Raw genomic sequence first — 18279 nt, 5'->3', positions numbered from 1 at the left:
AGGACGAGTAGCAGGGCAATGCGCATAAGCAAAGCTACTCGCCAACCCCATCGGAACGACCTTCGGAGCCATCGGCCAGCTTGCGGGGCCATCGGATGCCCATCCGGAGCCATCGAAACGGTTTCCGGAGCCATCGGCCAGCTTGCTGGGCCATCGGACGCCCTTTCGGAGCCATCGGCTGGCTTGCTGAGCCATCGGAACGGTTTTCGGATGCGTCGGACGCCCTTTCGGAGCCATCGGCTGGTTTGCTGATGCGTCGGACCCATCTCCGGAGCCGTCGGCGGCGCGTTGAGCCAGCCCTACTCCCCGCCGTACAAGGCCGTCAGCGCCCCGCGCAGCTCCGGGTACTCGTACCGGAAGCCTTGCGCCAGCACCTTGGCCGCGCTCACGTTCTGCGAGGCCAGTACGATGTCGCTCATCTCGCCCATCGCCAGCTTCAGGCCGAAGGCCGGCACCTTGGGCAGCAGCAGCGGCCGGTGCAGCACGCCGGCCAGCACCTCGGTAAAGGCCTGGTTGGTGGCAGGGTAGGGGGCCACCGCATTGTACGTGCCCTGCCACTTCTCATCCTCCAGCATGGCAATAAACAGCCGGCACAAGTCGTCGAGATGAATCCAGGACATGTATTGCTTCCCGCTGCCCAGCGCCGCGCCCGCGCCCAGCTTCATCGGCTTGGCAATTTGAGGCAGTGCCCCGCCCGCCGTGCTCAGCACCACACCAATGCGCGGAATCACCGTGCGGATGCCCAGCGCCTCGATGGGCGCGGCTGCCAGCTCCCACTGGTGCGATACATCGGCCAGAAAATCGTGCGTGGGCAGTGCCGGGGGCGTTTCTTCGGTTACCAGCTTGTCGCCGGCATCCCCATAAATCCCCACCGCCGAGGCCGAAATCACGGCCCGCACGTGGTGGCCGGGCTTCGCCAGCTCGTGGGTCAGCAGCGCCAAACCGCCCAGGCGGCTGGTCATAATCTCGCGCTTGCGGTCGTCGGTCCACTTGCCGTCGGCCACGCTCGCCCCGGCCAGGCTCACGATGTAGTCGGCGTAGGGCACGGCCGCCTCGTCAATTGTCCCGGCATTCACATCCCACCGGAAGCTGCGGAAGTGGCTGCTCTTGGCGGGCTCGCGGCTCAACAAAGCCACTTCATAGCCGCTATCAATCAGCATTTCGGCTAGCCGGGTGCCAATCAGGCCAGTGCCACCGGTGATGAGAACCTTCATTTCGTTAGTTATCAGTTGTTTGTTGTCGGTTGTTAGATTCTGGTTGCCGAATGCCAAGCATAATTATCAAAAAAGCCTGACAACTGAGAACGAGCAACTGACAACTATTTTCCTATTTGCCGCAGAAACTCCCGCCGCAGGGCCTCATCCGAGGCAAAGCGGCCGCTGTATTCGCTGGTGAGGGTACTGCTGCTCGTGTCGTTCACGCCGCGGCTCATCACGCATAAGTGGTCAGCTTCGATGAGTACCGCGACATCGTCGGTTCCCAGGCTCTGCTTCAACTCCTCCGAAATCTGGCGCGTCAGGCGCTCCTGCACCTGCGGGCGGCGCGCATAGTACTGTACCACGCGGTTCAGCTTGCTCAGGCCCACCACGTGGGTGCCCGGCAGGTAGGCAATATGGGCCTTGCCAATGATGGGGACGAAGTGATGCTCGCAGCACGAAAACAGCGTGATGTCGCGCTCCACCAGCAACTGGTGGTAATCGTAGCGGTTCTCGAACAGGCGCACGTCGGGCCGGTGCTTGGGGTCGAGGCCTTTGAACCATTCCTGCACGTACATCTTAGCCACGCGCCGCGGCGTACCGGCCAGGCTGTCGTCGGTCAGGTCGAGGCCCAGCTCGCGCATAATGGCCTCGAAATGGCCGCTGATGGCCGTAATCTTGTCCTCCTCACTCCGCGCGAAAGCATCGGGGTGGAGGGGAGTGCGCAGGCTGGCGGGCAGCTGCGAGTCGGGGGCCGGGCGTTGCCCGGAAGCGTTATCCATGATATTCGACAAAGTTACGGTCCGTCTCGTAGAGCGTGACCGATAAGTCCAGTTCGGCGGCCAAGTGGGGCCGCAAGCGCTGCCAGATTACCACCGCGATATTCTCAGCCGTAGGGTTCAACGTGCGGAATTCTTCCGTGTCCAGGTTCAGGTTGCGGTGGTCGTAGCGGTCCAGCACCTCCTGCTTGATGAGGTCACTCAGGCGTTTGAGGTCGTACACGTAGCCGGTTTCCGGGTCGACGGGGCCAGTTAGGCGCACCGTCAGGTTGTAATTGTGGCCGTGATAGTTGGGATTGTTGCACTTGCCAAAAACCGTTTGGTTGTGGTCGTCGCTCCAAGCAGGGTTGTGGAGGCGGTGGGCGGCATTGAAGTGCTCGGTGCGGCAAACAGTGATGTGCATAGGCGAACTTAACCCGGTAATCCATTCTTTGTTCGCACCAGGAAGTAGTACCTGCAGATAAAAGGATTAATTCCACTCAAAAATTGAATCTATGGAACTTTAACTTTGACTAAATGAATAAAAACGATGAAAATGTAAAAAAATAGGGCGGTACGCGGATTTGCATCGAATAAAGGTCCTAAATTTGAAAAGCCGGATAACGTTACCCTCCTAACCAATTAGCCGACTCTCTTTTCTTTAATGCTTTCTTTAGTTGTTATCCCCATGAAACGTAGTTTACTCATCCTACTTCTTGTATGCGTGGCAGCGCTGAGCGGTTATGCTCAGAAATCTCCTGTAGATGAAGCTGATAAGTCTATAAACAGTATTCCTCGCAAAGGCCAGCAGGTAAGCATGCAGCTCGACAACCGTCGGGTAGAAGCTGCTTGGTTGAAGCAACTGAGCGACAAGTTCGGCAGCAAGGTGAAGAACAACAAAGGCGTGCTTACCCTCGACGGTGTCGTTATCGAGGAAATTGCACCTAACCCTATTCGCGTCATCAGCAAGGTAGATGCTTCGCCAACTGGCACTACCGTGTGGTGGAGCATTGACTTGGGCAACGCTTACTTGGGTAAAGAAGCTACGCCCGTGCAGTGGAAATCGGCTGAAAAATACCTCAAGGATTTTGCTCGCATGATGTACCGAGATGACTTGGCTTCGCAGATTACTGATGCCGAAAAAGCACTGGTGAACTCGCAGAACAACCACTCGGCTGTGATTGCAAAGCAAGAGACCATCAAGAAGGATATCGATAAGAACAAAGCCCGTAAGCTCGAAATTCAGCAGATGTTGGCTTCAAACGCCGCCGAACTGCAGCAGCTTAACAACCTCATCGACTCCAACCTGAAAGAGCAGGAAGCTGCCCGTGCCGACATTGTGAACATGCGCATCGCGCTGGAATCGGTGAAGGAGCGCATCAACAAGATTGAGTAGCCTCAGCGCTACGCGAATTCATTCGCAGCAGGCCCCGCCGGTATCCGGCGGGGCCTGTTTGTTTTTGGGGCAGTGCCAACCCTACCGGCTAAACTACGTTCGCACTAATGGCAGCGCCTGCTGCCACCTTTAACCCAAGCCAAGACACTCACCCATGGAAAAGACCGAAGTTCAAAACCAGGTACATCTCGATAGCGCCATTCACCTTCTCGCTGGCGACCTCTCTGAAGCAACCGACCGCTCCGGCCTGGACAACCAGTTTCAGCGCTGGATTGAGGACCTGAAAGCTGCCAATAACCCCGCCTTCCACCAACTGGTGGTCGACCTGCAAGCCCTGAAAGCCCACTTCGGCAGCGGCACGCTCGACGTGGACGTGATTGCCCCGTTGCTGGCTCGCCTGGGTACCAATACCACCCAGGCCGCCAACTTTGCCGAAGGCAACACTGCCCCGCGCGTAGCTAAACTTGGCGAAACGCTTTCGGCCGTGGCCGCGCAGTTGAAAGGTGGCTCGGTTGCTCCCGATGGTACTGTGCCGCAGGACATGTCGTCGCACAACTAAACGGGTTGTTAAGCGCCAAACGGTGCTGATACTAACCTAAAAAGGCCGGTCCCACGCGTGGGACCGGCCTTTTTGTTATTCGACAACCCGAAGGTTGCGACAATGCTTAGGCTACAGGAGCCTTGGCTACCTGGTTCAAGCGACGCTCTTTGATACGAGCCTGCTTGCCCGACAGGCCGCGCAGGTAGAACAGACGGGCGCGACGTACTTTACCGCGACGGATAACTTCGATTTTCTCGATGTTAGGCGACAGCAGGGGGAAGATACGCTCGGTACCAATTTGGTTCGAAATCTTGCGAACGGTAAAGGTTTCGCCGTTGGAGCTCGGGTTACGACGCTGCAGCACCACGCCCTGAAACTGCTGGATACGCTCCTTAGCACCTTCGCGGATTTTTACGTGCACGTTCACGGTGTCGCCGGCGGCGAAGAGAGGGAAGCTGGCGCGGCGCTCCTGCGATTCGGCCTGGATAAAGTCAAGTAGTACGCTCATGGCTGAGAAAATTGCGAAAGACGGCGCCGCCGTCGGGAATTAGTATTTTATCGAAACGGAGCGCAAAGATAGTGCTTTCCGGTGATGATAGCAAGGGATTTGTCGAACAACAGACAGCTTGTTACCTGATTTGCTGTTAATTCAACAGCAGTGCCGGTCGAAGCAGCTGCTAAGCGAGTAAATCGGGTCGGCGGGCCTGCGTGCGAGCCAGGGCTTGGTCATGGCGCCACTCCTCAATTTTGGGGGTATTGCCCGAAAGCAGAATCTCCGGCACCACCTGCCCGCGCCACTCAGCGGGCCGGGTGTAGATGGGCGGCGCCAGCAAGTCGTCCTGGAAAGAGTCGGAGAGGGCCGATTCTTCGTTGCCCAGCACGCCGGGCAGCAGCCGGACCACACTATCTACCAAGATAGCAGCACCGAGCTCACCACCGCTCAATACGTAGTCGCCCACGCTTATTTCGTGGGTGATGTACGTCTGGCGGATGCGCTCGTCGATGCCTTTGTAATGGCCGCAAAGCATGATGATGTTCTGCATCAGCGATAAACGGTTGGCCAGCGGCTGGCGTAGCGTTTCACCGTCGGGGGTGAGGTAGATAATGGCGTCGTAAGTACGCTCAGCCATCAACTCGTCCATCCAAGCGGCAATGGGCTCTACCCGCAACACCATGCCTGCTCCTCCGCCAAACACGAAATCATCAATCTGCCCATGCTTGTTGATGGCTTTGTCGCGCAGCTGGTGCACATGGATTTCGGTCAGTCCTTTATCCTGCGCTCGCTTCACGATGGAATGGGCAAAGGGACTAACCAGCAACTCCGGGAGGCAGGTGAGGATATCGATTCTCATGATGTAGCGCGGAATTTTAGTCCGCGAGTCAGTCTATTCGTGCGAAGTGCGTTCACTCGCGGATTAAAAGTCCGCGCTACTCGGCTTCGTCCTGCTGGCGGGTGCTAGGCTTAAGGTACACGTCGAGCAAGCCCTCGGGCAGGTTCACGTATATCTCCTTTTTCGTGTGGTCGGCGTGGCTAATCAGCTCATCGACTACCGGAATCAGGACTTCCTGTCCCTGGTAGCGCATGGCCAGCATGTCTTGCTGGGGTAGTTCGTAGAAGTTCTCCACGGTGCCCAGGTTGCCTAGGTTTTCATCAACCACGATGAAGCCGATGACATCGTGGAAGTAGAACTGGTCATCTTCGAGTTCGGGCAGGGCGGCGAGGGGCAAGTGCAACTGGGAACCGCGCAGGGGCTCGGCTTCTTCGATGCGGTCGATGCCGCGCAGCTTGAGCAGAACCTTATTGCCGGACTGGGGCTGCACTTTCTCGATGTGGTGCTCCACCAGCTTGGTGGGGGCACCGGCCAGGGTGAGGTACACCGTTTTGAGCTTGGTGTAGGCCGAAACATCGTCCACGTCGAAGTGCGCCACTAGCTGGCCGCGCAGGCCGTGGGTTTTGATGAGGTAGCCGAGCTGATAGGTTTCGTCGAGCGTCATGATGATGGGGGAGGGGATAACGAAAAAGCGTTTGGGGGTTGCCAGCCGAACCGGCTCACAACTCCCAAACGCTTTCGGTTTTCAGGTACCTAAAAACTACTCGGCAGCAGCTTCGGTAGCTTCTTCGGCCGGAGCCTCGGTAGCTTCTTCAGCGGCAGCCGGAGCAGGCGCGTTAGCAGCCAGCAGCGCGGCAGCTTTCTGACGCTGAGACTCGGCGCGAGCTTCTTTAACCTTGGTTTCGGCGTCGAAAGCAGCTTTCTTGGCAGTAGCCTTGGCATCATCGAGGCCAGTACGCTTGCCTTCGATTTTGGCGTCCTTCTCGTCTTTCCAGGCGCTGAAACGCTGGTCAGCAACTTCCTGCGTGATGGCGCCCTTGTCGACACCCAACTGGAGGTGACGACGGTAGAGTACGCCGCGGTAGCTAAGCATGGCCCGAACGGTGTCGGTGGGCTGAGCACCGGTCATCATCCAGTAAAACGCACGGTCGGCGTCGTAGTTGATGGTGGCGGGGTTGGTTTGGGGATTGTAGGTGCCGAGTTTCTCGATGAAACGGCCATCGCGGGGAGCGCGGGCGTCAGCTACTACAATGTCGTAAGTTGCGGCCTTTTTGCGGCCACGGCGGGCGAGGCGGATTTTAACTGCCATAAACCGGTGGGGTTGTGTGACGGAGCTCGTCCGTCGGGTTAGGGTTTCCCGAAATTGGGAGTGCAAAGGTAGCGTTTGTTCAGGGCATTAGCTAGGCTTGGTCATAAAAAAAGCCCTGGCGCGGGGCCAGGGCTTTTGTATGGTATCAGGCAGGGGTTACGCGGCCATGGCTTCGCGCTTGGGCTTGGCCAGCTTGGACATCGTGTTCAGGTTCATGTTTTTGCGCTTCACCTTGATGATGCCTACTTTATCGAGGCCCCAGATGGCAACGTAAGTGGGGTCGAATTCCCACCATTTCACGCCGAAATTGACGCGCATGGGCAGCTTGTGGTGGTTGTTCTGGAACAACTCGCCGAAGGCCAGGAAATCCAGCGCCAGGGTGTTGCGCGACTTGTCGCGGTTGTCGAAGTTCTGGTAGCCGTATTTGTGGCCGCCCCAGTTCACAATAGCACCGTGGATGGGGCCCATTAGGAAGTGGATGGGCAGCAGCAGGTACTGCCACCAGGCCGTGGCAAAATTGATGTAAAACAGCACGTAGGCCGTGCCCCAACCGAGGCGCGAGTACACCGTGCCGCCGAATTTATCGAGCCAGTTCCACTCCGGAATGTCGCCTTCGAAGCGCTTGGCTCCTTCGTGCTCGTTGTTCACCACATCGTTGTAAATAATCTTGGTCTTCCACATCATGTCGAACGCATTGTTCGAGAAGTGGGGCGAGTGCGGGTCCAACTCGGTGTCGGAATAGGCGTGGTGCATGCGGTGCAGCAGTGCATAGGCCCGGGGCGAGAGGAAGCTGCTGCCCTGGCAGATGTAGGTGAACAGGAAGAAGAACTTCTCCCAGAATTTGTTCATCGTAAACATCTTGTGCGCCGCATAGCGGTGCAAATAAAACGTCTGCGTGAACAGCGATAGGTAATAGTGCGAAACGAAGAAAATCAGAATAGCCATAAAAGCTGGAATAGGGAAGCTGACCGCACAAGCAAAAGAGCTTGGCTTAGGTTCAGCTTTAACAATACAAAATTACGGCCGCGGTAAGCGCAATGGGGTGTTTGGACCAGGAAGGCCAAAATCTTGCACGCATTGCTGAGCGAGTTCGCCATTCCGCTATAGCTGCTGGAGGAGGTTGCCCAGTCCGAACGGCGACGCAGCAAAGGCTGCGTCCTATGGGCTACTTGTAATATTCGCGGGCTGCATCCCAGTGCGGGGCGTCGGGCAGCGGAGCCACCAAGGTTATCACCTCTTTGGTTACGGGGTGCTGTAACTGCAGTTGGCGAGCATGCAGGGCAATGCTTACGTCGGGCAGTGGAGCAATGAAGCCGTACTTCACATCGCCGATTATGGGGGTGCCCAGGCCGGTGGCCAACTGGGTACGAATCTGGTGGGGGCGGCCCGTTACGGGGTTTATCTGGAGCAGGTAGCGGTTGCCAGCCATGCCCAGCAACTCGTAGCTTAACTCGGAGCGCAGGCCCTGGCTGTGCTTCTCGGGGTAGGCCTTGGTGACGTTGCGGATGGTATCCTTCACCAGCCAATGCACCAAGGTGCCATTTTCTGGTACGGGCGGGCGGCCGGTGAGGGCCCAATAGGTTTTATGAATATTGTCGTCCCGAAACATCTCATTCAGGCGGCTTAGCGCTTTGCTGGTTTTAGCCAGGATTACGATGCCCGAAACCGGCCGGTCGATGCGGTGGCACACGCCCACGAAAGCCTCACCGGGCTTCTTGTACTTGAAGCGCAGGTACTCGGCGGCTTTTTTGGACAGCGGCTCGTCGCCGGTGGCGTCGCCCTGCACCAGGATGCCGGCGGGCTTGTTGATGACGAGCAAATGGTTGTCTTCGAACAGAATTTCTCTGCCTTCGGACCAGAGGTTGGGACGATTCACGCGGCGGGAACGGGCGGAAATAGGTTACTCGCAGGAGCGGGCCGGGGCCCCTCAGGGGCTACCGCACGTCGTCAGACCACACTCACCGGGCGCTCCGCTCTTGCTGTTGATGCGGCGAAGATACGAAGCTGGGCGGGAGTGCGGTGTTCGGCGGTTGGGAACGGTTATCATCTGTCATCTTGAGTGCAGCGAAGGGCCTTATCGCGCTCGAACAACCGTTCTAACGTGATGGGGGCCTTCACTGCGTTCGGGTTGACAGCCCGAAGCCTAGTACCCTTCCTCCTTGCTCGGAAACTCGCGACTCTTTACATCCGCTACGTAATGCTGCACGGCTTCGGTCATCACGTCGTGCAGCTCGGCGTAGCGACGCAAAAAGCGCGGCTTGAACTCCTTGGTGATGCCCAACAGGTCGTGCACTACGAGTACCTGGCCGTCGACGTCGGGTCCGGCCCCGATACCAATGACGGGGATGGTAAGCTCTTCGGCTACTTGCTTGGCCAGAGAGGCGGGAATTTTTTCCAGTACCAGCCCGAAGCAGCCGATTTCCTGGAGTAGGCGGGCGTCTTCGAGCAGCTTCTGGGCCTCGGCTTCTTCCTTGGCGCGCACGCTGTAGGTGCCAAACTTGTAGATGGACTGCGGCGTGAGGCCCAGGTGGCCCATCACCGGAATGCCGGCCGTGAGAATGCGCGTAATGCTGTCCTTAATCTCGGCTCCGCCTTCGAGCTTGATGCCGTGGCCCCCCGATTCTTTCATGATGCGGATGGCGGAACGCAGGGCCTCCGACGAATTGCCCTGGTAGGAGCCAAAGGGCATGTCGACCACCACAAAAGCCCGCTTCACGGCGCGCACCACGCTTTGGGCGTGGTATATCATCTGGTCGAGGGTGATGGGCAGGGTGGTCTCGTGGCCGGCCATGACGTTGGAGGCCGAGTCGCCAACGAGCAGCACATCGACGCCCGCGCCGTCGAGAATCTGAGCCATCGAGTAGTCGTAGGCCGTGAGCATGGAGATTTTTTCCCCCCGCTCCTTCATGGCGAGCATCTGGTGGGTGGTAACGAGTTTGATTTCCTTGTGCTGGGACATGGGGAATGGCGCGCGAGGCGAGAGGACGAAGTAAGTAGCCGTTTGGCGGGGCAAAGCTGGCAACAATTTCGTTACCCGGCATGGCATGGGCCGCAAAAAGCCCCTGGCCGAAGCACAGGGGCTGAAATAAGGACAGAAAACAGTTGGCTCGTTGGTTCAGGCAGGAAAACGAGTGTCCGAAGACTGGGTAGGTACAGTGACGTTGGGAGCCAAGTCGATGGTGTCGAGTGAAGTAACCTCATCGATGAACATTTCGCTTTGCAAACGGGGGCTGGATTCGGCCAGCAACTCGGTGAAAAAGGTAGTCCTACTCACGGTTGGTGCCGTTCGCAGCTGATGAAAGTCAGTTGAGTTCATAGCAGGGAAAAGGTTATAAGAAAACCGAATAAACTGCTATCAAAAGAAAAAAGATGCCGCTCTTTCGCGGAGGGATTACTTTCCCCCGCCAATGAGCCTAAATACCCGACCGACGGCAAATCGGAGTCGGTGTGCCGCAGCGCTGCTATTGGTACTGGGCCTGGCGGTTACGGTTCAACTTAAGGTCCTGCAACAGGCTGCTTTTGGCCGCAATGGTGAAGTTGTAGCCCTTTAACTGACCAAATGGGAACCAAGTGCCCGTGATTTGCCAGCAGTGCAGGTCGCGGCTAAAATTAACACTGGTAAAGCCCATGCTCTGGGAAACAAAATCATAGCTCAAATTAGAACTGAATTTGAGGTTTGGCGTTAACTTAATTGAGCCTGTTGCTCCCATTGTATTCAATGCTAGAATGGGTGGACGTTGGTTGCTTGACGTGAGTGGAACCGTGTTGGTGGTGTAGCCGGCCGCGTAAGTCAGGTTCAACTCCCACGGAATATCGAAGTCAACGTAATCGGCGTAGAAGTTAGGTGGGCCCACGGTACCCAGCGTAGGGTCGTTGCTAGGAGCCACAGCCCGGCGCACTACGCTTTTCTTGGTGCCGGTAGTGGGATTGAAGGCGTAGGATGTCTGGAAGCTGGCCGAGGAGAGTCGCAGCAGCTTGCGATTATTTGCTTGAAATAGGTATTTGTCAATCTCTACGCCTTGGCTATTGCGCTGATAAGGCGAGAAACTGGCTCCACTAGTCAGCATAAGCTTCTTGGCAATCTGGGTGCGGAACTGCACGTTCAGGTCGGAGAGTTTTCGCACCTCAGCCGCGAAGTTGTAGCTCATGTTGAAATCAAGCCCGTCGATGAGGCTCACCTTGCGGAAAGGGCTGGTGCCGGTGGTGTCCTTGTCGTCGCGCACCTTCATCTCCACATTGTTTTGCAGGCCGAAGGAAATCTGCTGCTGGCGCGCGCTGCCAGGCACGCCGTACAAGGAGCCTTCGTAGCTGTTGAAGGAGTAAGTGTTGAGCACTGCGTCGGTGAGGTACTGCCTGTTATTCCCGGTTACAGGGATGTTCCCGTTGGCGTCCTTGAAAATGTCGCGGCCGCGCTGATACACCGGAGTATTTTGGGGGTAATAGTTGCCGGCCGTGTAAGCATCGGGCGAGAAGTTATAGGAGACGCTGGGTGTCAGCTTATGGCGCAGGGCCTGGATTTTGTGGGTGCCGCGCCGCACCACCGTGCCGTAGACGGTGGTATTGAGGGTGGCACCCAGCGAATAGGCCCCGATGCGGTTGAAGCCTCTCACGGTATCAATGCGTACAGCCTCAGCCAGCGGCTCGTAGGAGTATTTCAGGCGCTGGCCGTACCATACTTCGCCGTAACTTACAGAAGGGTTCAGCTTGATGTGCGGGCCGAGTGAATAAGAGCCCACGCCAATGTTGAATTGGTGCTGCATCCCGTTGCGGCCGTTGCTGAGCAAGCGTCCCACGTTGCCAAACGAGAAGGGAATACGCGTGAGCTCTGCCCCGCCGCCTAGTAGCGGGAAGCCGCTGCTAAGCGTACGCGGAGCCACGGCGTTGCTGAATTCGTTGCGGGCCGTGAGGTTGTAGCTGATGGTGAACTGCTCGTAAAGCATAGTCCCGAGTTTGCCGCCGGCCCCAGGCTTAATGCCAAACCACTGGTAGGGGTACTGCCGGGCCACGCCCACGCTAACGTCGGGCAGCGTGAACGTCATGGTGCCGTCGGTGCCCTGGGCCTGGCTCATCTTCACATCGAAGTTGATGGGCAGGTAGCGCAACTGCTTCGAGTAGCCGATGCTGGAGCTGTACTGCGTGGAGAGGTAGCGGCGTGCGTCGAGGCTGTTTATGCGGTTGAAGCTGCTGGTGCCGGCGTTCACACTGGCTGAGAAGCGCCCGCCGCCGGGCTTGGCCACGGGCGAGTGGTACCAGCTAACCCAGAACGAGTTGCTGGAAGGCGGTTGGATGTAGGTCTGGCCCACGTTGGCCGAACCGTCGTTGCCAAGCAGAATGGGGTTGGTGGGCCGGTTCGAAAAGCGCAGGTTGAAGTTGCCGTTAAAAGTGTAGCGTTTTAGGTAAGAAAAATCGGCTGTGGCGCCCCAGCCGCCGAATTTCTGGTTGTTGCCGGCGTAGATGTCGCCGGTGAGGCGCACGCCGATGTAGTCGTTAGGCGCGAAGTAGTAGCCGCCGTTGGTGAGGTAGTAGCCCCGGTCGGAGGCCTGCCCGAAGGTGGGAATGAGCACGCCCGAACCCCGGCTCTTGTTCGGCATCGGGAAAAAGCCAAACAGAAAACCCAGCGGGGTGGGTACGTCGCCAATCACGAGGTTGAAGGGCCCAGTTACTACTTTCTCGCCCGGAATCACTTTCATCTTCTTCGCCTGAATGTAGAAGTGCGGGTGTTCGAGGTTGCAGGTGGTATAGCGCCCGTTTAGCCCGTTGATATCGCCATCGGGCAGACGCTTGATGGTGGCCGCGCTCACGAAGCCCTCGCCTTGGGTCGTCACCGCATCCGTCACACGCGCTTTCTTGCTCTTGAAATTGTAGGCGATGTTGCTGGCTGTGTAGAGGCTGGCGCCGTCCTTGAGCACGGGGCGGTCTATCAGCCGGTTTTTTACCGAATCCATCCGACCTTCGGCCTCCATGGTGTTCTGGCCATAGTTTACCGTGATGAGGGCAGCCTTGAGGTCGGTGTCGCCGTAGTCGACATTGGCCTTGTTGTAGAGGCGGGCCACCTTCTTCGTCACGTCGAACTGCATCGAGTCCTTGGCGGTGTATTTGATGGTGGTGGCTATCTGTCCCTTGGGGCGGGCTGCCACTTGCAGCGAGTCGCCCCGCCGGGTGGTGTCGTTTACCAGGGCGGTGCCGCCGCCGGGCAACGGGCGGGCCAGCGTATCGGGTACGGGCTTGTGCGAGGTGCCGGGCACGCGCGGCTGGCCGGTGTTGCGCACGCCGGGCGGCGGCGGCCCCACCGGGTCGCGCGGGTCGACGGAAATGTTACGTACCGGCGGGGTAGGGGCACTGCCGGCGCGCTGGCCGGGCTTAGCGCGGGGCAGCGGCCGTTTCGGCGCTATGGTAACGGTGTCCTTATCGGGCAGCGAGGGCACCGCCAGAATGGCTTTCACGCGGGCTTTGCGGGCCTGCACCTTGGCCTTGTGCTTGGATTTGGGCGCGGGCGTGGCCTGCCCAAAGGCGGGGCTGGCCATCGGCAGCACGACTCCCAACAGCAGCAGCGCCGACAACAACCGGCCGGCCCACTGCCGGGACTGGCCGTGGTAGAAGCGCCGCAAACCGGCATCGGCGAAAAGACTAAACCAGACGGGCAAAGTATAGCAGCAGTTAAATTTGTTACTTTTGGGGCTTATACAAAGGTAGCAGGTCGCTACCGCCCCTTCAACGAACACTGTGCGGATTATTGTCATCTGGGCCAGTATGGCCCTGCTGCTGCTGGGCGCTGGCACCGGCGAGTGGAAAGCCGAAGCTCAAACCACGCCCGATTCTAGCCGTGCCGCTACTCCGGCCCCCGATTCGGCCCGGACGCCGGACCTGCCCAACGCGCCCTACCGCTACCACCTGCGCACGGTGGTGCTCGACGCCGGCCACGGCGGCAAAGACCGGGGCTGCGCCGGGGCTTCGGCCCGCGAAGCCGACGTGGCACTAAGCCTCATTCTGGCCCTGGGCAAGCAGATTCAGGAGAATATGCCCGACGTGAAGGTGATTTACACCCGCAAAACCAACGTCTTCATCGAGCTCGACGAGCGCGCGGCCATCGCCAACCGCAACCACGCCGACCTGTTCATTTCCATTCATTGCAACGCTGGGCCCAGCCAGAGCCACGGCACCGAGGTCTGGACCATGGGCCTGCACAAAACCGACGCCAACCTAGGCGTGGCCCAGCGCGAAAACTCGGTTATTCTGCAGGAAAAGGATTATAAAAGCCGTTACGATGGCTTCGACCCCCGCTCGCCGCAGTCGCATATTCTGTTCTCATTGTTTCAGTCGGCCTACATCACCAACAGCCTGCGCTTTGCCCAACGGGTGGACCGGCAACTGCGCACCGGTGTGAAGCGCCCCAGCCGCGGCGTGAAGCAGGCGGGCTTTCTGGTGCTCTGGAAGTCGACCATGCCGTCGGTGCTCATCGAGTCGGGCTTTCTTACCAACCCCACCGAGGAGCGTTACCTCAACGATAAAGCCAACCAAACGTATATGGCCGCGGGCATCTACCGGGCGTTTCGCGAATACAAGCGCGAGCTTGAAGGCGGCTAACCGAATGGTTGCATGAGCAAATAACCGGCTGGGCAAGCGAAAAGGACCGCCACTCCGTATGTTGTTTCCCTTACCCTGCCTCCCTCGTTCCTCACAATCACACCTATTTTCTCGTGTCTAAAGAAATAAAAGTTGGCCTGCTCGCCATTGTAGCTATTGCGGCCCTCGTTATCGGCTACAATTTCCTGCGCGGCAGCAACGTCCTCTCCTCCGACCGCACCTATTTCGCCACTTACCCCAAAGTAGATGGCTTGAACGTAGGGGCCATAGTGGTGCTCAACGGCATTAAGGTGGGCCAGGTAAAGAGTATGGAGCTGGAGCCCACCAAGGGCAACTCCGTGCGCGTGGCGCTAGAGCTCGACAAGGAGCTGGTGGTGGGCGACTCCACCACCGCAAGCTTGGGTGGCACCCTACTGGGCTCGAAGGGCATTACCCTTACGCTGGGCAAAAATTCAAAAAACTATAACGGGGGCGAAGAAATTCGCACCGTTACGCCTTCCAGCATTGCCGATGCTTTCCAGGCCAAGGCGTTGCCCGTGCTTGATACGGTGGGAGCCACGCTGGCCAATATCAACGGTTTCCTGAATAAAGACGCTCAAACCAACATTCAGGGTACGCTTTTGGGAGCCCGGGCCAGCGCCGAGGCACTGCAGAAGCTCTTGGTAGCCAACCAGGCCAACATCAACACCATCACCCGCAATTTGGCGCAGATGAGCACGGCGCTAAACAAAACCACTGGCAAGCTCGATAAAATTGCCGTCAACTTCTCGCAACTGTCCGACTCGCTGAAGAACGCGCCCGTGGGCCCGGCCCTGCGCCGCCTCAACGCGACGCTGGCCGATGCGCAGACCACCGTGAAAAGCCTGAACACCGCCCTGAACGACCAGTCGGGCTCGATGGGCAAGCTGCTGCACGACTCGACGCTGTACCGGAACCTTACCGCTACCACGGCCGCTTCCAACGACTTGCTCGTCGATTTCAAGGCCAACCCCAAGCGCTATGTTCACTTCTCGGTGTTTGGTGGCGGCAAGGACAAGAGCAAGGTAGAAACCACGAAAAAGCCCGACGGTAGCACCACGACCGAGGTGAAAAAAGTGGATGGTGCCTCTACTGTGAAGTAGGACACGGCCTTTGCTGCGTTGGCATCGGAAAGTTCCCCACCGCTATGTTGTAGCCGCCCGACGCAGCAAAGGCTGCGTCCTACGTACCTTTGAAATCCGCTCTCGGGCGGATTTTTTTGTGCCCTCCCACCAAATTCCCACCCAGCTCTTTTTATGAACGTCGAGTTCAACCGCAACGAAGACCAGCTCAAACAACTCAGCTTTAATCTTAGTCAGAAGTTTCAGAAAGTAGCGCTTGGCGGCGGCGAGAAGCGCATTGCCGCCCACAAGGCCAAGGGCAAGCTCACGGCCCGCGAACGGATTGCCTACCTGCTGGATAAAGGCAGCGCCCAGGTAGAAATTGGCGCCTTCGCGGGCGAGGGCATGTACAAAGAGGAGGGAGGCTGCCCCGGCGGCGGCGTGGTGGTGGTCATCGGCTACGTGGCCGGGCGGCAGTGCGTGGTGGTGGCCAATGATGCCACCGTGAAGGCCGGCGCCTGGTTTCCCATTACGGCGAAGAAGAACCTGCGCGCCCAGGAAATCAGCATCGAAAACAAGCTGCCTATTATTTACCTCGTCGACTCGGCGGGCGTGTACCTGCCCATGCAGGACGAGATTTTTCCGGATAAGGAGCACTTCGGCCGCATCTTTCGCAACAACGCGGTGATGAGCAGCATGGGCATCGTGCAGATTTCGGCTATTATGGGGCCTTGTGTAGCAGGGGGCGCGTATCTTCCCATCATGAGCGACGAGGCCATGATTGTGAATGGCACCGGTTCGGTATTTCTGGCGGGCTCCTACCTGGTGAAGTCAGCCATTGGCGAAACCATCGACAATGAGGCGCTGGGCGGCGCGAGTATGCACTCCGAGATTTCGGGCGTGACGGACTACAAGTTCGATACGGACGAAGAGTGCCTGACGCACATTCGCAACATCTTCGACAAAATGGGCGGACAGGCCACGGCCGGTTTTAGCCGCGCCACACCGGCCAAACCCGCACAGAACGAGCAGGAAATCTACGGTATGCTGCCCTCCGACCGGGTGAAGCCTTACGACATGATGGACATCATCAATCGCTTGGTCGACAACTCCGAGTTTGAGCCCTACAAGGACTTGTATGGCCAGACGCTCATCTGCGGCCTGGCCCGCATCGATGGCTGGGCTGTGGGCATTGTGGCCAACCAGCGCAAAATCGTGAAGAGCAAGAAAACCGGCATGCAGATGGGCGGCGTCATTTACTCGGACTCGGCCGATAAAGCGGCACGCTTCATCATGAACTGCAACCAGAAGCGCATCCCGCTGGTCTTTCTGCATGATGTATCGGGCTTTATGGTGGGCAGCCAATCTGAGCAGGGCGGCATCATTAAGGACGGCGCCAAGATGGTGAATGCGATGAGTAATTCGGTGGTGCCCAAGTTCACGGTCATCGTGGGCAACAGCTACGGCGCTGGCAACTACGCCATGTGCGGCAAGGCCTACGACCCGCGCCTCATTGTGGCCTGGCCCACCGCCCAGCTGGCCGTGATGAGCGGCGCGGCGGCGGCCAACACCCTGCTGCAAATTCAGGTAGCTTCGCTCAAGGCCAAAGGCGAAGTCATCACCCCCGAAGCAGAAAAGGAACTACTTGACCGCATCAAGGCGCGCTACGAAGAGCAGCTCTCGCCTTATTACGCCGCGGCCCGCCTCTGGGTCGACGCCGTAATCGACCCGCTGGAGACGCGTAAAGTTATTTCCGAAGGCATTGCAGCGGCGAACCACGCGCCAATTGAGAAGGCTTATAACGTGGGGGTTATTCAGGTGTGAGAACATGACGACCTTAAGGCTCAGCATCCCCAACAGCGCATCGTTCGGTAAGCGAATACTGAACGGACTTTTCGCCGCGCTTTTTGTATTGGCGGTGGTGTTGGCGGGGGTGCTGGTGCTGCAGCATCAAGCATTTTTCCGGCCCCACTTTTTTGCCTGGGGTATGGCTGGCCTTCTGTTCGTTGCAGTGTGTGGGGGCTTTGCCTTGGTTTTTGCCGATGAGGCACTGGGGGAAAAGAGTTACCTGCTGATTTCCGAAAACAGTTTTCAAATCGGGGAAGAGGCTTTTTCGCTTAGCATGCTGCGGAAAGTAGCCGTTGTGGTGCGAGGCACAACGGCTGGTACGACTAATGCTTCCGGGTACGGCAACCGCATTGTTCTCTCCACCGTGGCCCGCCAGAAAATCGTCCTGGATTTTTTGCTGAAGTCGAGAGAGGAGCTTGAAACGCTGAAAAAGCTGTTGCGAATGTGGCGGGAGCAAGGCATCCGGCTGAAGGCACGTGGTATGGGCCTTGACTGATTGGCTGGGTATAAAATTGATTTGTAATCAGTTTATTAATACATGAACTACAATTTCTTGGCAACCGGAACGGATAAAACCCAGATTTTTGAGTTCATTTTTGAAAACACAGACGTGCAGGTTTTTGACTTGTCTTCCGAATACAGCCAGAAGGTTTGTCGATACAAAAGCACCGCCGAAATAGCTGCAAAATTTGATTTGGAAAACGGTGGACAGTTTGCTGTGACGCTTCAGCTGTGGAGTCCCCGTTTTGGTGGAGAGGCCGCATTTAGGAAAATCAACCTGCGGCCAAAGTATTGCGAAGGTCACACCTTTCGGTATGCGACGAGCGGATGGGGACTGATTCAGCTGTATTTAGGTGGTTGCCAGAAAAACAACCTTCATCATTCTCATATTGGCCATTTCAATGAGAAAGGAGCTTTGGGAAGAGTGGATGATGACAAAGAGCTGGCAGAAGTAAAGCGCTGGAACTGGAAAGAAATAGCCTCAACTTCCGGACGACTGAGGCGGCAGATTGGTAAAATGGCGGTTGGGAAGTTTGATGGTATGGACGTTTTGCCTGGTGCTGATGCTCTAAGTAAAAGTGGCATAGAGCTGCGATACTAAATGGCCGGCGGCAACGAAGCGTAAGACGAGGTGAACCATGCGCCGATGGAGAAGGTGTATAATGTGAGAGTTAAGTAGGTCGGATGAATTAGTTTGCATTATGCTCGTTATTTGCGGAATGAGTCGAGTAAACAC

General features: G+C 57.5%; 19 protein-coding genes. 7 read left to right on the top strand and 12 right to left on the bottom strand.

Annotated elements, in window-relative coordinates:
* Nucleotides 1–299: 299 nt before the first annotated feature.
* The 3 genes from ABD837_RS03505 to ABD837_RS03495 form a co-directional block, all read right to left on the bottom strand.
* Nucleotides 300–1214: a TIGR01777 family oxidoreductase gene (locus tag ABD837_RS03505; protein WP_345050331.1), complete on the bottom strand. Its 915-nt coding sequence runs from the start codon at nt 1212–1214 to the stop codon at nt 300–302.
* Nucleotides 1215–1318: 104 nt separating this feature from the next.
* Nucleotides 1319–1978 carry a GTP cyclohydrolase I FolE gene (gene folE / locus ABD837_RS03500; RefSeq protein WP_345050329.1) on the bottom strand — a complete coding sequence of 220 codons (660 nt, stop codon included), beginning with the start codon at nt 1976–1978 and terminating at the stop codon, nt 1319–1321.
* Nucleotides 1971–2378: a 6-pyruvoyl trahydropterin synthase family protein gene (locus ABD837_RS03495; RefSeq protein WP_345050327.1), complete on the bottom strand. Its 408-nt coding sequence runs from the start codon at nt 2376–2378 to the stop codon at nt 1971–1973. The genes folE and ABD837_RS03495 overlap by 8 nt, the downstream gene beginning before the upstream one ends.
* A gap of 264 nt (nt 2379–2642) precedes the next feature.
* Between ABD837_RS03495 and ABD837_RS03490 the strand changes: the two genes are divergently transcribed.
* On the top strand, nt 2643–3350 hold the full coding sequence (locus ABD837_RS03490) for a hypothetical protein (protein WP_345050325.1): 708 nt from the start codon (nt 2643–2645) through the stop codon (nt 3348–3350).
* Nucleotides 3351–3504: 154 nt separating this feature from the next.
* On the top strand, nt 3505–3909 hold the full coding sequence (locus ABD837_RS03485) for a hypothetical protein (protein WP_345050322.1): 405 nt from the start codon (nt 3505–3507) through the stop codon (nt 3907–3909).
* A 106-nt stretch (nt 3910–4015) separates the two neighbouring features.
* Here the strand turns inward: ABD837_RS03485 and rplS are convergent, their stop codons facing one another.
* The 9 genes from rplS to ABD837_RS03440 all read right to left on the bottom strand — a co-directional run bounded on the left by rplS (nt 4016) and on the right by ABD837_RS03440 (nt 13175).
* Nucleotides 4016–4399, bottom strand: a complete 384-nt coding sequence (gene rplS / locus ABD837_RS03480) for a 50S ribosomal protein L19 (RefSeq protein WP_345050320.1) — start codon at nt 4397–4399, stop codon at nt 4016–4018.
* 169 nt (nt 4400–4568) lie between these two features.
* Nucleotides 4569–5243, bottom strand: coding sequence for a tRNA (guanosine(37)-N1)-methyltransferase TrmD (trmD, locus tag ABD837_RS03475; protein ID WP_345050317.1), 675 nt, complete (start codon nt 5241–5243; stop codon nt 4569–4571).
* 76 nt (nt 5244–5319) lie between these two features.
* Nucleotides 5320–5886, bottom strand: a complete 567-nt coding sequence (rimM, locus tag ABD837_RS03470; RefSeq protein WP_345050315.1) for a ribosome maturation factor RimM — start codon at nt 5884–5886, stop codon at nt 5320–5322.
* 96 nt (nt 5887–5982) lie between these two features.
* Nucleotides 5983–6531: a 30S ribosomal protein S16 gene (locus ABD837_RS03465; protein ID WP_345050312.1), complete on the bottom strand. Its 549-nt coding sequence runs from the start codon at nt 6529–6531 to the stop codon at nt 5983–5985.
* 156 nt (nt 6532–6687) lie between these two features.
* Nucleotides 6688–7476, bottom strand: a complete 789-nt coding sequence (locus tag ABD837_RS03460) for an acyl-CoA desaturase (RefSeq protein WP_345050310.1) — start codon at nt 7474–7476, stop codon at nt 6688–6690.
* A gap of 220 nt (nt 7477–7696) precedes the next feature.
* The gene (locus ABD837_RS03455) at nt 7697–8407 is read right to left on the bottom strand and encodes an RluA family pseudouridine synthase (protein ID WP_345050306.1); all 711 of its coding nucleotides are present in this window, start codon (nt 8405–8407) and stop codon (nt 7697–7699) included.
* Between the two features lie 267 nt (nt 8408–8674).
* Nucleotides 8675–9490 (bottom strand): 3-methyl-2-oxobutanoate hydroxymethyltransferase, encoded by an 816-nt coding sequence (gene panB / locus ABD837_RS03450; protein WP_345050304.1) that lies wholly within the window; start codon nt 9488–9490, stop codon nt 8675–8677.
* Nucleotides 9491–9646: 156 nt separating this feature from the next.
* Nucleotides 9647–9847, bottom strand: coding sequence for a hypothetical protein (locus ABD837_RS03445; protein ID WP_345050301.1), 201 nt, complete (start codon nt 9845–9847; stop codon nt 9647–9649).
* A gap of 145 nt (nt 9848–9992) precedes the next feature.
* Entirely contained in the window at nt 9993–13175 is a 3183-nt protein-coding gene (locus ABD837_RS03440; RefSeq protein ID WP_345050298.1) for a putative LPS assembly protein LptD, read from the bottom strand.
* Nucleotides 13176–13254: 79 nt separating this feature from the next.
* On the opposite strand from ABD837_RS03440, the gene ABD837_RS03435 reads away from it, so the two are divergent.
* From ABD837_RS03435 to ABD837_RS03415, 5 genes are all read left to right on the top strand, one after another.
* The gene (locus tag ABD837_RS03435; RefSeq protein WP_345050295.1) at nt 13255–14115 is read left to right on the top strand and encodes an N-acetylmuramoyl-L-alanine amidase family protein; all 861 of its coding nucleotides are present in this window, start codon (nt 13255–13257) and stop codon (nt 14113–14115) included.
* A gap of 113 nt (nt 14116–14228) precedes the next feature.
* Nucleotides 14229–15236 (top strand): MlaD family protein, encoded by a 1008-nt coding sequence (locus ABD837_RS03430; RefSeq protein ID WP_345050292.1) that lies wholly within the window; start codon nt 14229–14231, stop codon nt 15234–15236.
* A 153-nt stretch (nt 15237–15389) separates the two neighbouring features.
* A complete protein-coding gene (locus ABD837_RS03425; RefSeq protein WP_345050291.1) occupies nt 15390–17018 on the top strand; it encodes an acyl-CoA carboxylase subunit beta in 1629 nt (542 codons plus the stop codon).
* 4 nt (nt 17019–17022) lie between these two features.
* Nucleotides 17023–17538 carry a hypothetical protein gene (locus tag ABD837_RS03420; RefSeq protein WP_345050288.1) on the top strand — a complete coding sequence of 172 codons (516 nt, stop codon included), beginning with the start codon at nt 17023–17025 and terminating at the stop codon, nt 17536–17538.
* 42 nt (nt 17539–17580) lie between these two features.
* Nucleotides 17581–18144 carry a hypothetical protein gene (locus ABD837_RS03415; RefSeq protein ID WP_345050285.1) on the top strand — a complete coding sequence of 188 codons (564 nt, stop codon included), beginning with the start codon at nt 17581–17583 and terminating at the stop codon, nt 18142–18144.
* The last annotated feature ends 135 nt before the right edge of the window (nt 18145–18279 follow it).

It is taken from the genome of Hymenobacter glaciei (genome assembly GCF_039539585.1).
Lineage (GTDB): Bacteria > Bacteroidota > Bacteroidia > Cytophagales > Hymenobacteraceae > Hymenobacter > Hymenobacter glaciei.
The sequence above is the reverse complement of the archived record's forward strand: the minus strand, read 5'-3'. Positions and strand labels throughout refer to the sequence as shown.

Coding starts and splice junctions, on each gene's coding strand:
- rimM (WP_345050315.1), bottom strand. CDS start 5,886: ATGACGCTCGACGAAACCTATCAGCTCGGCTACCTCATCAAAACCCAC.
- ABD837_RS03485 (WP_345050322.1), top strand. CDS start 3,505: ATGGAAAAGACCGAAGTTCAAAACCAGGTACATCTCGATAGCGCCATT.
- ABD837_RS03445 (WP_345050301.1), bottom strand. CDS start 9,847: ATGAACTCAACTGACTTTCATCAGCTGCGAACGGCACCAACCGTGAGT.
- ABD837_RS03425 (WP_345050291.1), top strand. CDS start 15,390: ATGAACGTCGAGTTCAACCGCAACGAAGACCAGCTCAAACAACTCAGC.
- ABD837_RS03465 (WP_345050312.1), bottom strand. CDS start 6,531: ATGGCAGTTAAAATCCGCCTCGCCCGCCGTGGCCGCAAAAAGGCCGCA.
- folE (WP_345050329.1), bottom strand. CDS start 1,978: ATGGATAACGCTTCCGGGCAACGCCCGGCCCCCGACTCGCAGCTGCCC.
- ABD837_RS03420 (WP_345050288.1), top strand. CDS start 17,023: ATGACGACCTTAAGGCTCAGCATCCCCAACAGCGCATCGTTCGGTAAG.
- trmD (WP_345050317.1), bottom strand. CDS start 5,243: ATGAGAATCGATATCCTCACCTGCCTCCCGGAGTTGCTGGTTAGTCCC.
- ABD837_RS03495 (WP_345050327.1), bottom strand. CDS start 2,378: ATGCACATCACTGTTTGCCGCACCGAGCACTTCAATGCCGCCCACCGC.
- rplS (WP_345050320.1), bottom strand. CDS start 4,399: ATGAGCGTACTACTTGACTTTATCCAGGCCGAATCGCAGGAGCGCCGC.
- ABD837_RS03505 (WP_345050331.1), bottom strand. CDS start 1,214: ATGAAGGTTCTCATCACCGGTGGCACTGGCCTGATTGGCACCCGGCTA.
- ABD837_RS03460 (WP_345050310.1), bottom strand. CDS start 7,476: ATGGCTATTCTGATTTTCTTCGTTTCGCACTATTACCTATCGCTGTTC.
- ABD837_RS03415 (WP_345050285.1), top strand. CDS start 17,581: ATGAACTACAATTTCTTGGCAACCGGAACGGATAAAACCCAGATTTTT.
- panB (WP_345050304.1), bottom strand. CDS start 9,490: ATGTCCCAGCACAAGGAAATCAAACTCGTTACCACCCACCAGATGCTC.
- ABD837_RS03490 (WP_345050325.1), top strand. CDS start 2,643: ATGAAACGTAGTTTACTCATCCTACTTCTTGTATGCGTGGCAGCGCTG.